The following is a 14,047-nucleotide window of genomic DNA, read 5'->3' on the forward strand; positions in this document are numbered from 1 at the left end:
CGCGGCCGCGTCGTGGCCGTCGCGGCGGCCGCCCTGGTCGCGGTGGCGGCGATCGCGGGGCTCGGCGTCTACAGCGCCCAGCTGAAGGCGGAGCGCGACGCCGAGGCGGCCCGCGCCCAGGGCGTCGTCGCGATGCTCCGAGAGATGGCCCGGCCCGGCACCACGCACGCCTTCCTCGCGCCCGAGGAGGGTGGCCCCATGGTCGCCGCGGTCCTCTCGCGCGACTCCGAGCAGATGGTGATGCCCGTCGACCTGCCGGCCAACGGCGCCGACCGGGTCTACGTCCTCTGGGGCCTCCCGGCCGAGGGAACCCCGGCCGCGCTCGGCACGTTCGACGTCCGTGGAGGCGCCACCGGCATGCAGTCGGTAGGGTCGTCCGCCGGCGGAGCCGGTTATGCGCAGTTCGCGATCTCGATCGAACCCGGTCGGGTCGCGCCGGCGTCGCCGTCCCAGGTCGTGGCGAGCGGGCGGGCGGAGATCTGAGCAGCACGGAGCAGACCTCGCGAGGCGAGGAGGAGCACGAGCGCGGCCGGTTCGACGGCGTCAAGGACCGGCTGCGGGAGTTCCGCGCGCGCATCGACGAGCGTCCGACGGTCCGCCGCACCTACCGCGTCGCCATCGGGGTGCTCGGCACGCTCGTGCTGGCGGCCGGCATCGTCGCGATCCCGTACCCGGGCCCCGGCTGGGCGATCGTGTTCGTGGGGCTCGCCATCCTCGCCTCCGAGTTCGCCTGGGCGAAGCGGGTCCTGACCTTCGCGAAGGGCAAGTACGACGCCTGGACCGACTGGCTCGGCCGGCAGAACCTGTTCGTCAAGCTCCTCGTCATCGGCGCGACCGGCCTGATCGTCGTCGGGACGCTGTGGCTGCTGAACGCGTTCTGGCTGGTCGCGGGATGGGTGGGGCTGCAGGAGTGGACCTGGTTGCAGAGCCCGATCCTGGGGTGATGTAGGGTTCCACCCGTGACGGCGGGCGATTAGCTCAGGGGGAGAGCGCTTCGTTCACACCGAAGAGGTCACTGGTTCGATCCCAGTATCGCCCACTCGCCGAAGGCCCTGGTCAGGGCTCCGAACAGGAGCCCGAAGCCGGGGCCTTCGTCGTTGTCGAGGCCGTTTGACACACCTTTTGACAACAACGGGTGCGTCACCGCACCCGCGCCGGCGTCATCCGGCATCCGTCGAGCCCTCGATCTCGACCCCACCGAGCGCCGTCTCGATGCGCCCGACGGCGCTCGCCAGCTCGTCGTCGAAGACCTCGCTGTAGATACCGAGAGTGACGGTGATGTGGGAGTGCCCGAGGATCACCATCGCGTCCCGGGCCGGAACCCCAAGGCTCTTCAGCATCGTCGCAGCGGTGCGTCGGAGGTCGTGGAAGGCAATCTTCGGTAGCGCCGTCCCGGCGACGATGCGGTCGAATGAGCGCGACGCGTTGCGAGGTTCGATCGGCCTTCCGGTCCGGGTGGTGAAGACGTAGCCGGAGTCCTCCCACTCGGGGCCTGCGGCGAACCTCTGCTCCAGCTGTCGCTTCCGCTGCGCCTGCAGGGCTTTGCGGGTCGTCGGGACCAACGGCAGCATGCGCTCACCAGCCGCCGTCTTCACACGACCTCGGACAAGACGCCCTCCCACACGGACGAGGCTGGCCCGGACAATGATCTTCCCACGGTCGAAGTCGACGTCCTCCCAGCAGAGCGCGGCTATCTCACCGCGCCGCATCCCGTAGACCACGGCCAGCACGAAGAACGTATGGAGAGCGTCCTGCACCGAGACGGCGAGGAACTGCCGCGCCTGCGCCGCGGTCCAGGCCGTCCGCCGTCGCCGGTCCGGCGTGGGCAGAGTCGTCAACAGGGCGACGTTCCGCCCTACGAGCTCCTCGCGCATCGCGCGCCCGAGCGCCGAGCTGAGAACCTCACGGATCATGCGAAGCGTCTGCGTGGAGCGCCCGTTCTCCTGCTGCCGGTTGAGGAACATCTGGACAGCGCTGACGGTCAGCTTCTCGAGCCGGTGCTTCCCGAGCCCCGGACGCAGGTACTGAACAACCACTGAGCGGTACCGCGATGCCGTCGTCGGCCGCAGCTTCGGATCCACCACCTCCCGGAGCCAGTAGTCGAGGAACTCGGCGACCGTGGGGGAGCGGGTGGGCATGACCGATCCCGAGTTGACCTTCTGCGCGACCTCGGTCAGCTTGCCCGCAACCTCCGCCCGCGTCCTGCCATAGATCCACTTCCGGCCACGCGTCCCGTCCGGCTGATCCACCCACAGGGCCGCGGCGAACCGGCCGTCCGCCCTCTTCGTGATCGTGCCCTCACCGTTGCCCCGGCGGGTGCGCGTTCGCGCCGTGCGCTTCGGCGCGGTCACCGGGCCTCCTCACCGAGGAGGTTGTCGAGGTAGGCCTCCAGGTCGCGTGCTCGGACACGGTGGGAACGCCCGATGTGAACGCTCGGCAGTTCACCGGCCCAGATGAGCTGGTAGACGGACCAGCGAGACAGCTGGAGTCGTTCGGCGACCTGGGTGAGGGTCAGAAGGTCGGGTCCGGACATGGCGCGATCTCCTCTGCGACGGCGGGAAGTCGGCCGTGGGATCGCTGACGTGCGCCGAGCGACGCGGACCGACGCCCAGCAGAGTCGATGTCTATCGCGCAGAGCATGTGCAGGTTTGTGCAGCGTCGCCGGTGACCCGGACGCGCTGTGTCTCATCGCAATGGTCACTTGCTCGATCATCAGCATGGCGGGAGCCCCGACAACCACTGCTCGGCGATCTGTGGACAACTCCCGGACGGAAGCGCCGGCTGGAAGCCCTCGACGACAGTGCGCCGCTCAGGGCCGCGGCGGGCCGAGAAGTGCTAGCGGACCCGCCTGCGGCGGGGCGGTGGGCCTGCCGGCCCTGGAGCTTGAGCACGCCTCCCTCAACGTCAAGGGCGCTCCGCTTCGCTGCGCGTCGCCTGCGGCGACAGCCCTTCGGGCTGCCCTGGACGTCGAGCCTCCGAGGCCGCGCGACCGCCGCTTCGCGGTGGCGGGGCAGACGCCCGCCACCCAGGACGGGCCGACAGACCCACCGCCTGTTCCTGCGCGACCAGCGACGGGAGGTCACCACCGATGGGCGCTGTCGACCTCCCTCTCGCTCCCGCGCTGCTGACCCTGCGCGGCTTCGTCATCACGGTTCTGCGTGCCCAAGGCGCGCTGCGCGTCGCCGGGGAGTTCCTGCCCGGGATCGGCGTGGTCTCGATCGCGGAGTTCCAGGCCGCGATGCGTGCGGCGCGGACGGCGTGCCTGGCGAGTGACCGCAGTACCGCTGTCAGCGCGATCTCCGAGGTGCTCACGCCCGGGTGGCGGTCCTTCCGCACGCCCGAGGCCCGCGCCCAGGCCATCGCCGACGCCCGGTCGCTCCTCGCGTTCGTCGAGACTCACGCCGAGCGGACTGCAGGTCCGCGATGAACGACCGGGAGGAGGCCGACGCCCGGACGGTGGCGGCGCGGCTGGCGGAGATCGCCGATCTGGTCGAGCGGGGGGCGCTGCGCGAGGCCCGCCGCCGCACCGCGCGGATCCTCGCCGACACCGACGAGCCGACCCAGCTCCTGCTCGCGCAGTGCCTCCAGGCGCTGGAGCGGCACCCGAGCGTGCGCGTGTCACAGCTGCGCCACCTGTGGCGGATCAGCGACGACGACGGCCGCGCCATCGTCGAGGCCTGCGCACCCCGACACGACCAGCTCCCCACTCGTCCGAACCACCGGGATGATGCCGAGCTCCGGGACAAGGTCCGACAAGCCCCACGCGATCTCCCCACCCGCTGGACCACCCCGACCGCGCGGCGGAACCGTCGACCGGGGGACGCGGACACGGCGGCGGGCCGGTACTTCGCCGACCGGGTCGAGCCGGAGCAGGACCGCGACGACCGCGACGATCCGATGCCGTTGGACTACGACCGCTCCGCCCTGCCGCCGCTGCGCGGCCTGCCCTGCGTGGTCTGCCGCACCGAGCGCTCCTCCCGCGACCAGCACCGCCGCACCGACGACGGTCTCTGCGAGGACTGCCGCGACAGCGGCCGCCCCGGCATCTCCCCGCCGCCTGCTCCCGCGACCCGCGAGTCGTGGGTCATCGCCCGCTGCCGCTATGTCGCGGACACGTCGGCGACGCCGGCGGAGTGCCGCGCGCGGCTGCGCGCGGACTGGCGCCACCTCGCCCGCCACGACCGGGCGACCATGACCGCATGGGTGGCAGCCCAGACCACCTGAACCGATCACTGCGCCGGCCCACGCGTCCTCGTGCACCCCAGGAGAGTCGGCGGAGCAAGATACGTCGACGGTGTCCTTCGGACGACCGTCGACGGCGAGGGTGTCGTGAACCAGGGGGTTCCCGACGTCGGCTGCGCCGGGCTCAGAGCCACACGGCGGAGTTATCCACAGATCGCCGAATGTGTCTTCCGTCGTCGGTGGACGGGTTGTTGTCCTGGTGGTGGGGCCGGGCGCGACCCGGCCTCGTGACGATTCGGTTGTTCGAGACGGCCCCGGCCGGGTGCAGGAACACCTGGCCGGGACCTGACCGCCCCTGCAGTGACAGGAGACGGCTGTGGCTCACCCTTCCATGCCCTCATCCGGCGACGATGAATCTGCGCGAGTTCGTCGCGGTCGTCGTCGACGCTCGCGGCGTCGCCGCGGCGTGCACTGGCTCCCTCGTCGTCCGCGGCATCGATGGGTCCGACCGCCAATAGCGGTGGTCTTCCTGCTCGTCGCGGCGGTGGTCGCTGTCGTGGCGGTCGTCCTCGTGCTCCACTGCTGAGCACGATTTCCGCACACCTCGTGCCGATGCTGGCGGAGGTGATCTCTCGTCGTCGGCGCAGCCCGGACCCCGCTCGGCGGACGGCTGCGTTGCGGGTGCGGTTCACCGACGCTGAGCGCGACCTCATCCGCGCGGCCGCGGCTGCGGCGGGGGTCACGGCGGCGACGTGGATCGGGGAGCTGGTGACGGCGACCCTGCGCGGCGAGCTCGACGAGCCGACGGCCGAGCTGCGGGAGCTGCTCACCGCGCGCGCCGCGGTCGTCGAGTTGGCGGGCCGGATGCCGGGTGGCGAGCTGGTAGCGCTGCCGGAGGCGGTGGCCGCGTGCCGCCGGATCGACGAGGCCGCCGCGGCGGTGATGGACGGACTGCGGCGGCCTCGGTGATCACGAAGGTGGTGCACGGCTGGCGCCCGGCGGGTCTACTGGCCTATCTGTTGGGGCCGGGGATCGCGGAGGTGCATCGCAACCCCCGGGTGATCGCCTCGTGGGACGGTCTGGATGCGGGGTGGCAGCCGGCGTCGACCGGGCCGGGGGAGTGGGACCTCGAGCTCGGCCCTCTGGCCGATGCGCTCCATCAGCCTGTCGTGGCCGCTGGGCTGCCGCTGCGTCCACCCCCGGAGGGTGGGCGCGGCTATGTCTGGCACTGCTCGGTGCGGCTCGCCGCCGCCGACGCGCGCCTGCCCGACGCACAGTGGGCGGAGATCGCGCGCGAGCTGCTGCGCGACGCGGGGATCATCGACCCCACCGACGGGTTCGGGCCGCGCTGGGTGGCGGTCCGGCACGCCGAGGACCACATCCACATCGCCGCCGTACTCGTGCGACAGGACAACGGCGCGCGGATCTGGCCGCGCAACGACTTCGCCCGGCTACGCGACAGCGCCCGACGTATCGAGGCGCGGCTGGGGCTGACCCCGACCGGCCCGGCCGCGGGCGGTGGCGCGTCAGCGCCGACCCGTGGGGAGCTGGCCAAAGCGGCGCGCGAGGAGCGGCTGCCCGTCCGGGCGGCGCTGCGTGCTGCGGTCCGGCGGGCGGCCCTTGGGGCCGATGACGTGGCGTCGTTCGTCGAGCGCCTCGAGACGGCGGGCCTGGAGGTGAAGCTGCGCCGCGGCCCGTCGGGCGACGTGCTCGGCTACTCGGTCGGCCAGCCCGCGGATCTGCTCGCCTCCGGCGACGTCGTGTTTTACAGCGGCAGCAAGCTCGCCCCCGACCTGTCCCTGCCGCGGCTGCAACGCAGGTGGGCCTCCACCGCAGGTCTGCAGAGCAGCCGGTCCTCCGGCACCCGAGTCCTGACGCGGGCGACCCGCCTCGTCGTCGTGGGACACCAGGTCGACGCGATCCAGCACGGCGCCGCGGACCTCGTCACCGCACTGGCGAGCACGGCCCCGGCCGCGGACCGACAGCAGTGGCACCAGGCGGCGGACCTCGCGCACCAACTCGCGCCGCGCACCGGCGGGCCGTCGACGGCAGGCACTGAGCTGCGTGTGTTGGCGCGGAGCCTGATGCGGCACCGCGGGTTCGCGTCGTGGGACGAGGTCGGCGCAGCGGCGTTCGCGGCCGCCATGGCACACCTGTTCGTCGAGCTCGCCGAGCTCCAGCAGCGCCGCGCGCAGACCCGTGCCGAGCTCGCGCACCGCGCCCGGCTCGCCGCCGACCTCGCCGAGCGGATCGCCGCGCTGCCGATCCCGCAGGCCAGGCGGGCGGCGAACGTGCAGCACGAGGCTGCACGAACTCGTGCACGCGCCCGATGACGATCACCGACGAGGGTCGAGCGGAGGTGAGGGGTGCGATGTCGGTCGGCGCCGAAGGGCGATGAGTACGCGGCCCACGCAGGCCGTCATCGCCGTGCTGCGGATGTCCGGGGTCCAGGACGTCCAGATCGACTCCAGCCACCCACACACCGACGATGCCGCCGTCGTCGTCCGGGTGGGCAAGTCGCTTCTCTACCTGCACGAGCTGCGCACCGCGGAGCACCTGGCCGAGCCCTGGACCGAGGCGGCGAAGCTCATCAAGTCGCTCCCGATGTTCTCGGCCCGAGACGCGGTCAAGCCCATCGAGGGCATGCCCGACCCCGCCGTGATCACCCACGCGTCAGGGAAGCCGATCTGCCAGGTCAACGCGGTCAACGACCGCGGCGGCCAGCCCTTCCTGCGCGTACAGCTGGGTCGCCTCATCTACGAGGTCCGCGACCAGCACGCACTCGTCAGCTGCATGGAGACCTTTCGCGACGCGCGAACCATGGCCAGGCTGGTGTTCAAGCCGAAACGCGCAACGGCGAGAAACACCGAGCCCGTCCGAGCCGCCACCGAGGCACTCGGCCCGCCGACCGACGCCGCTCCGAAACGCGCCACGTCACCACGAACGAGACCGAGGACCACCCAGCCCGACGCACGACAGCCGCACCGCGACCGAAGGCAGACACCATGACCGGACCGGACTACCCGCTGCTCGCCATCCCAGGCCACGATCTGTTCCAGCTGGCCCACGTCGCCGCCTTCATCGCCGACCGCCTCCACCGCCAGGAGGGGGCGGTCGACGCGCACGACCGCGACGGGCGCCGCCGGGCCGCGCGAGACGTCCACGCGGGCCGTGCGGCGTTCGCGAAGCTCATCGGCAACCCGGACGCCAGGAGCGGCGCGGTGCCGCGGCCTCTCGACCGGGCGACCTACGAGCAGGCCGAGGGCCTTGCCGCGCGTGGCGAGAGCCGGACCGCCGTGGTGGTCTCGCTCGCGCCACTCGGCCGGACGACCTGGGCGGTCGTCGGGCAGGCCCCAGGGGTCGGGCAGCTCGGAGCCGAGGTCCCCAGCCGCGACGTGGCCGAGGCCGTCGCCCAGCAGATCCGCAGCGGCCCGAGGCAGGACCTCCTGCCGTGGCTGGTGTCGAAGGAGCCACTCGGGCTGGGAATGGACCGATGGGGCACGGCCGACGAGGACGCCGCGGTGCAGTCGCTCGACACGTCGGTCCCGCGGGAGGCCGCGGTCGCCGTCGCCCTCGGTGCCTCGCCATCGCCGACAGCGACTGCAGCCGCCTCCGCCGCCACCCGAGCGGCCGCGCCGCCGCAGGAGGCCGACGCCGTACCCGTTCAGACCGACCTGCCAGTCCGCTCCGCCTCGGTCATGACGCCAACGAACACAGCGCCGCGTATCCAGCGGTAGCCGACGAGCCGCGAACGGGTGGACGTGCCGCACCTCTCCGCATCGTGGCCTCGTGCTCGGCGTTGCAGTCGATATGAGCGACTCCGAGGAGAGCCCGACCGTGCGGAGCCGCTTGGCGGTCTTCCTTTCGGACGAGCGCGTTGCAGGACACCTCGAGCGCAAGGTCATCATGCTCGACGGTGAGGTCGTCACCGACCTGGACCAGCCCGCGCCGATGCATCATCGGCTGATCTTCGGCGGCTCGTGACGTGTCGGCCACGGGCTAGCGTTCGAACATACGTTCGCCTACGGTTGTCCGGTGTCGGAGCTCGAGGAACTGCTGCTCTCCACCGCTCCGGGGATCTATGTGCGGCCTCAGGTGTCGGTGTGGGTCAAGCTGGCAGGGGTGCTGAACGAGGGGCGCCGCGGAGTTCCCGTGCATGAGCCCAGCGGTGGCCTGCAGGTCGGTCAGGAGGTGCCGGGCAAGCTGTTGGCCTGGGTGCGGACGGACTGGAAGGGCTGGGTCGCGATCGTCGATGTGGCGCTCCGCTTCGAAGGCGGCCAACAGGCCTGGTGCCGGATGCTCGTCCCGGGGTCCGCTCTCACCAAGGACTCGTTGATGTACCGGCGCAAGCTGGAGGGCAAGACTTCGAACCGGCCGACTTTGCGCCAGCGCTGACAGGTTGTAGATGCCACGGATGCGGCAATTCTCCGGGCTCGACTGCAACGATTGTTTCCGCTTGGTCGGATGGGTATAAGAGTTCGAGCCGATTCGAGACCTTCTTCGATGCTGTTCCAGAGTCTCCAGGCGCTGTCCGCGCGCGTCAGGGTAGCCCTGTTGGCGCTCGTGCCAGCTCTAACGAACTCTCGTGGCGTGGAATACGGGGACGAGCCGGTTGAGGAACGCAGGCGAAGCGCAAGAACATCATCGACGCGTTGGCCGCCGTGCGGAACAAGTGCGGGTCGGACCACCGTCTCGGGGACCTGCGAGAACTGCGCCCGGCAGGTTGGCTGCGTCAGCGGGAACCCCTTCAAGCTGCTCGGCGGATCACTCTTCACTCCGTGAGCGTCGCCGGCATCGTCGTGCGGGACGACAGCCGCATCCTCGTGATCCAGCGTCGGGACAACCAACAGCCCCCCGGCGGCGTGCTGGAGCTGGAGCAGACTTTCGAGGCCGGCGTCCGCCACGCGGTCTTGGAGGAAACCGGCGTCGAGGTCGAGGTCGAGCGGCTTTCCCGGGGTTTACAAGAACCCTCCCCGCAGCATCGTCGCAATGGTCTTCCGCTGCCACCCCCAAAGCGCCGCCGTCGCGAGCACCGACGAGGCCCGCGCCATCGGCTGGCTGACCGTCGACGAGATCACCGAGCAGATGGATCCGGGCCTACTCGGTGCGCGTCACCGATGTCCTTCTCCCGGAGGGCGTGGTCACTCGCGCCCACGACGGCACCAACCTCGTCCGCACTTGAGCCTGGCCCGCCTGTGGTTTCAGCGTTCGGCGACCAGGGCGCCACTCTGGACCCGGTACCGCTCAGGAGGTCGGCCTCCCTCACGGCGCACCCAAGGGCTACCAGAAGCACCGGCGGGGGCCTCGGTCGTTTGTCCACCCGGCGCTCCACCGAAGCCCTTGCCGGCTCTCCTGGTCGGATTGCACGTAAGCCGCGAGGGAGGCCTCAGAGCCGCTCGAATGGAACTTGATCCCGTAAGAGAATCGTCTCGACGTTACCCGCAAGACTCTCGTCAACGACCAGAATTGCTAACCGTCTAGCCCTCGATGCGCCCACGTAAAGCACTCGACGGGCCTCGCTAGCGCGGCCGTCGGACCAGCATGCCACCCCGTCTCCGAGTCTGCCCACGGCCCACTCAGGAGGGGCGGGAATTGCAAGTGCTATTGCCTCGGCTTCAAGACCCTTATAGCCGTGAACCGTAGACCAATTGAGATTCTCGGATATGGGAACGTCACCTTGAGGCCAATCCATCGGAACGGGAAGCAGGTCTGGACTGACCCAGTCCCAGCCTGCCAAGCCAGCGGCCCCAAGAATCGATTCCCGGTATTCTTCGGCGGTGCCTGTGAAAGGGTCGGCGGCATAGACAACGCGGAGCATCCCGGAGCGGAACTCTCGCGCAGTAAGATCAACGCGCTCGAAAAACTCATTGTCGGCGACGTATCGCAGGTCAGTGCTCGAATGCAACTCGCGTATCCGTGATGTAAGGCTCGCCGCTGCGCGTGCGTATTCCCGCGTCGCTCCCTTGGATACATCTCGGAGAGTGGCGGCGGCTACTGCAATTCGTACCAGTCGCGCTCGACTCTTGATCGGTATCCGTATGTCACCCGCTAATTCCCGAGCCTTCTCGGTGGCGTGACTGAGGCAGAGCAACTCAGCGGGGTCGATGCCGTGCTTCACACAAGCGTTCCTTAAAGTCTCGACGTGCCCGTTGAACGAGCTGACAGACATGAGCAGCACAGGCGTCTTAAGATCTTTGTTCTGTCCGACTGGTTGGTCCGTGTCCGGGCCGTGTCGCAGGCTATCGACAAGCGAGCAGATTGCAGGGCTACTACGGAAATTTCCAGATAGCCGGCGCCCTGCGGCGACCTTGGCTGTTAATTCTTGTGTCTCCAACAGCGCCGAGCCGCGAAAATTGTAGATTGCTTGATCGAGGTCTCCGACCATCACCACTCGAACGCCAGCAGATACAAGAAACTCAAAAAGCTCGACGTCACTCGGGCTGCAGTCTTGGATCTCATCCACAATGACTTCTGAGAACCTTGCGCGCAAGAGCTCACCGATCCTCGGTCCGAGCTCCTGGTCTGCTAGGTAGGCGTTCATAAGAAGCCTGGAATAAGAACAGTCGAGGACTCCCCTCGAAAGGTGCTGCCGTATCAAATCAGCGGCTTGTGTATTCGCCTCTTCGATGACTCTAGGAAGCAACCATTTGTAAGGGTCTCGGTCGGGCCACGCCACCTTCTTTGAATCAAAAGATGCGGAACCGTCAACCGAGATGGTGAACCATTGGAGCTCAAATCTTAACCCGGTCGATATAGTGAAGCTGGAATGATAGCTGTCCTCCCAGGAGTCTTTGAATACTGGCGGACGACCGGTCCGATTCGAGTAAATCGGCCCCGTGATGTACCGGTTAATGAACCCATCGATTGTGCCAATATAGTTGGGAGGTTTCAGAAGGTCCTGGTTTACCGAGCAGCGTCCCCGCGCCTCGTCGACTGCGGCGTTTGTGAATGAGACCAGGGCGACACCGCGCCGAGGGTCATCGACCGGGCGACGTACGAAGCGTTCCACGATGGACTGTGTTTTGCCTGCACCCGGGCACGCTTCGACAAATACACCTTCTTGGAAGTTTATGAGGACCTGCTGATCGGCCGTAAACGAATCTTGTCGAGTCATTCTCACGGGTTCGCCGCGATTCGAATTGCTTTTGCCAGGTAGTCCGGGCATTCGAATTGGTGAGATGTCGTGCGAAGCTGGTGGGCAACGTCATGCGCAAACTGCCCCTTGATCAGAAACTTCTTATTCTTGCCAAGCTTTCGGTACATGGCTTCAGCCGGGCTCGAAGATTCGATGAGGGATTCCCATGTCTTAGCTGATCGCGGCTTCTGTGCGATAAACGCTGCACGAAGAACCGCTGAGTTGGAGGCAGTTGGTTCCATCAGATCCGCTTCAAGCGTATACCTCGCCTCTACGACCTCCGCAACATCAGAGGCTTCGAGAGTTTCGATAAGGGATCGCAGATCCGAAGCGCGATTATAGATGACGGACTCGGTATTGTCGTTACTCTCGTCTCCGCTTCCCTCGTGCTGATCGTTCTCGCCGGGGTCCCTATCAGAATCGTCTTCGGCTCCATCTCCTGAAGAGTCTTCTTCGACTGGACCAGTTTCTTGCTGAGGCTTGGGGCTTGGGAGTTTAGGGTCACCGTCAGTCACCACGACCAGTTGATCGACCAGGCGCAAACCGTCGATCTTCTGTAGAAGAAGTGTGATGTATGGCGAGAAGTCAACACTGCCGACGTTCACGACCGAACAACCGCGTACTGCACGGCGGCTTGCACGGGCTTCCTGGCTGTCGCCGTGGAAGATGCATCGGTCTGCCAGGGCTGGAAGGAGAACAGCCTCAGCAATACCCTCCAGGAGGATGACTCTCCTCGCGAATAGCAGCTCAGAGCGCGTGACGTCGAGGTACTGGTTGATCTTGCGCAGATCGCCTGGAGTCATCGTAAGCTCACTGAGCGCAAGAGCCCTTGTGCGTGCCGCGCGAATAACAGGCTCTCTTGGCGCAGTGGCCTCGCTCTCGACATGGGCGGGGTCAGGTTGCGCCTCTGGCGACTCCTCACTTCCAATGCCCTCGTCGGACGAATGAATTTGCGACCGCAGTACGACGACGTTCTGCACGCCCACCGCACTGGCTAGGTTCGGGGAGTGGGTGGTAGCAATGATCTGGATCCGGCCGGCCCTCTGAGCAGTATCGTCCTTGATTGACTGTTCGGCTTGTTCCTGAAGATAGTCGAGCATAACTGCCTGAAGCTGCGGGTGGAGGTGCGCCTCAGGTTCTTCGACAAGAAAAAGAGTCAATTCCGAGTCCTGCGCATTGCGGAGTTCGAGGATTAGTGTCGCCATGTACAGCAGGTTTGAGTATCCGAGCCCGGACTCGGCTATGTCGGCGAGATCAACTTCATGTTCGGCCATCTTCAGTCGAAGACTGCGTGCCAGTCTATGAAGCTTATAGTCAGCGAACCCAAGTCCGACTTTGTGGTGGCGCACTGCTGACGTTAGGTCATCAAGATGCTCTTGAAGCTTTTCCTGCGTGTTGGCAATTACTCCGTGCTTCTCCAGATCGCGAAGGCTAGAGTTTGCTTCACCTACGAATTTCTCCTGCTCGGTTTCGCTTGTAAGATAGCGGATGATCTGAGAGAGTCTTTGCCCCGATGCAGAGTCGAGTTCGCGCTTGGCGTCTCGGAGTGGTTCTAGATAGACATGATTAATTTCGTTGCGTTTCTCTGGTTCAACGTCTGGTCCATGCGCTGCACCCGCGAACACCTCGACGCGACCGCGGCGCTTTCCGGATTTGTCAGGTGTAAACCTTGTTAAGAATGAGACAGTGTCGTCGCCTAGGTTAAGAGCCGGAATGTACTGACCTTTTTGGAGAACGGTAGGTGAGCTATAAGTATTCTCGAGCTCAATCGAGCCGGCGGGGCTTAGTCGATGTATGTCATCCTGCTCAAAATAGCGACTGCGGCGCCCGCTCAATGGTTTAGTGGATAGCCGGATCGCATCAATTACGTTTGACTTTCCTGCATTGTTTTCTCCGACAATAAGCGTCAAGGCGGGTCGAAGTCGGACCCGCGTGTCGAAGCAGGAGCGGAAGTTTGTTATGTCAAGCTGGCTAAGGTACATGCCGCCTGTTACGGGAGACGTACTGGTCAAGGTGTGGTACTCCGAGTCGTGACGTATGGATCTCGTTACTCCTCCTTCGTCGCTCGGGGCAACTGCGTCGTTACGTTGCGTTGGAGGCCGCCGAGCACCTTCGCAGGTCAGCGGTCAGAAGGCCAAGCGCGGCCGCTAGCTGAGAGGCGAATGCAGGCCCGTCGTTCACGCATAGAAACCTGCGCCCATGGGCGAACAGCTTCTTACGCACTTGTGACTGACGGTAGTATATGTGCCCGTCGACCGCTCAACCCGTTGTGCCATGACTTTCCCCGTGAGTCGCTTGGGCCGATACCAGCGACGTGCGATACGGCCTTCGGCTAGGCCAATTTCTGAACTGACGTGGCGGACTGCCATGTCCCGCAGCATAGATCGGTAGCCCCAGAACCGTCCAACGCCTCGCTCGACGATATCGGCTTCACGTGATTGCGGAATGGGTACTTATCTAGGTCGGAATTATATTGCTTGCCGCAGGACTTGCATGCGAGATCAGGCCTTAGGTGCTCGGGTAGCGACTCGTGTCGGTACTCCTGCCCGCATCGGCGGTGCCGTACTTGGCGAAGTAGGCCGCCATTCGGCGCGGGTCGGTCAGCGTAAGACCCCCCGTGTAGTCGACTCCCGTACCGGCAAGCAGGTGTTCCCGGCGCTTCTCAGGGTTGGGTGAGCGACAATTGCCTCCGGCAGGCCGGCTGCAAGAGTGAGTAGCACCGATGATTGA

The 14,047-nt window shown here is 66.6% G+C and carries 15 protein-coding genes and 1 tRNA gene; 12 read left to right on the forward strand and 4 right to left on the reverse strand.

Features of this window, described 5'->3' with window-relative positions; translation table 11 throughout:
* From PKE99_RS07915 to PKE99_RS07925, 3 genes are all read left to right on the forward strand, one after another.
* On the forward strand, positions 1-483 hold a 483-nt coding region (locus tag PKE99_RS07915), incomplete at its 5' end, for an anti-sigma factor (protein ID WP_271214857.1).
* Positions 484-554: 71 nt separating this feature from the next.
* On the forward strand, positions 555-944 hold the full coding sequence (locus tag PKE99_RS07920; protein WP_037041601.1) for a TIGR02611 family protein: 390 nt from the start codon (positions 555-557) through the stop codon (positions 942-944).
* Between the two features lie 23 nt (positions 945-967).
* Positions 968-1,039 (forward strand) — tRNA-Val (locus PKE99_RS07925).
* 121 nt (positions 1,040-1,160) lie between these two features.
* Here PKE99_RS07925 and PKE99_RS07930 read toward each other — a convergent pair.
* Together PKE99_RS07930 and PKE99_RS07935 are read right to left on the reverse strand one after the other, a co-directional pair.
* A complete protein-coding gene (locus PKE99_RS07930; protein ID WP_051736774.1) occupies positions 1,161-2,351 on the reverse strand; it encodes a tyrosine-type recombinase/integrase in 1,191 nt (396 codons plus the stop codon).
* Positions 2,348-2,533 carry a helix-turn-helix domain-containing protein gene (locus PKE99_RS07935; RefSeq protein WP_051736775.1) on the reverse strand — a complete coding sequence of 62 codons (186 nt, stop codon included), beginning with the start codon at positions 2,531-2,533 and terminating at the stop codon, positions 2,348-2,350. The genes PKE99_RS07930 and PKE99_RS07935 overlap by 4 nt, the downstream gene beginning before the upstream one ends.
* Positions 2,534-3,088: 555 nt before the next feature.
* Here PKE99_RS07935 and PKE99_RS07940 point away from each other — a divergent pair.
* The 9 genes from PKE99_RS07940 to PKE99_RS07980 all read left to right on the forward strand — a co-directional run bounded on the left by PKE99_RS07940 (position 3,089) and on the right by PKE99_RS07980 (position 9,593).
* Positions 3,089-3,427 (forward strand): hypothetical protein, encoded by a 339-nt coding sequence (locus tag PKE99_RS07940; protein WP_037040861.1) that lies wholly within the window; start codon positions 3,089-3,091, stop codon positions 3,425-3,427.
* On the forward strand, positions 3,424-4,224 hold the full coding sequence (locus PKE99_RS07945) for a hypothetical protein (protein ID WP_037040862.1): 801 nt from the start codon (positions 3,424-3,426) through the stop codon (positions 4,222-4,224). The genes PKE99_RS07940 and PKE99_RS07945 overlap by 4 nt, the downstream gene beginning before the upstream one ends.
* A gap of 582 nt (positions 4,225-4,806) precedes the next feature.
* Positions 4,807-5,151, forward strand: a complete 345-nt coding sequence (locus PKE99_RS07950) for a plasmid mobilization protein (protein WP_156067128.1) — start codon at positions 4,807-4,809, stop codon at positions 5,149-5,151.
* On the forward strand, positions 5,148-6,515 hold the full coding sequence (locus PKE99_RS07955) for a relaxase/mobilization nuclease domain-containing protein (RefSeq protein WP_051736776.1): 1,368 nt from the start codon (positions 5,148-5,150) through the stop codon (positions 6,513-6,515). The genes PKE99_RS07950 and PKE99_RS07955 overlap by 4 nt, the downstream gene beginning before the upstream one ends.
* 61 nt (positions 6,516-6,576) lie before the next feature.
* Positions 6,577-7,191 carry a hypothetical protein gene (locus tag PKE99_RS07960; protein WP_037040867.1) on the forward strand — a complete coding sequence of 205 codons (615 nt, stop codon included), beginning with the start codon at positions 6,577-6,579 and terminating at the stop codon, positions 7,189-7,191.
* A complete protein-coding gene (locus PKE99_RS07965; RefSeq protein WP_037040868.1) occupies positions 7,188-7,919 on the forward strand; it encodes a hypothetical protein in 732 nt (243 codons plus the stop codon). Before PKE99_RS07960 ends, PKE99_RS07965 begins: the two co-directional genes overlap by 4 nt.
* A 52-nt stretch (positions 7,920-7,971) precedes the next feature.
* The gene (locus tag PKE99_RS07970; RefSeq protein ID WP_037040871.1) at positions 7,972-8,166 is read left to right on the forward strand and encodes a hypothetical protein; all 195 of its coding nucleotides are present in this window, start codon (positions 7,972-7,974) and stop codon (positions 8,164-8,166) included.
* A 51-nt stretch (positions 8,167-8,217) separates the two neighbouring features.
* A complete protein-coding gene (locus tag PKE99_RS07975) occupies positions 8,218-8,577 on the forward strand; it encodes a hypothetical protein (protein ID WP_037040875.1) in 360 nt (119 codons plus the stop codon).
* Positions 8,578-9,005: 428 nt separating this feature from the next.
* Entirely contained in the window at positions 9,006-9,593 is a 588-nt protein-coding gene (locus tag PKE99_RS07980; protein ID WP_231498061.1) for a hypothetical protein, read from the forward strand.
* Here PKE99_RS07980 and PKE99_RS07985 read toward each other — a convergent pair.
* A complete protein-coding gene (locus PKE99_RS07985; protein WP_081923755.1) occupies positions 9,569-11,347 on the reverse strand; it encodes a UvrD-helicase domain-containing protein in 1,779 nt (592 codons plus the stop codon). The genes PKE99_RS07980 and PKE99_RS07985 overlap by 25 nt on opposite strands.
* On the reverse strand, positions 11,299-13,299 hold the full coding sequence (locus tag PKE99_RS07990) for an ATP-dependent nuclease (protein WP_081923756.1): 2,001 nt from the start codon (positions 13,297-13,299) through the stop codon (positions 11,299-11,301). Before PKE99_RS07990 ends, PKE99_RS07985 begins: the two co-directional genes overlap by 49 nt.
* Positions 13,300-14,047 lie beyond the last annotated feature (748 nt).

It is taken from the genome of Pseudonocardia halophobica, assembly GCF_027922425.1.
In the GTDB taxonomy this organism is placed as follows: domain Bacteria; phylum Actinomycetota; class Actinomycetes; order Mycobacteriales; family Pseudonocardiaceae; genus Pseudonocardia; species Pseudonocardia halophobica.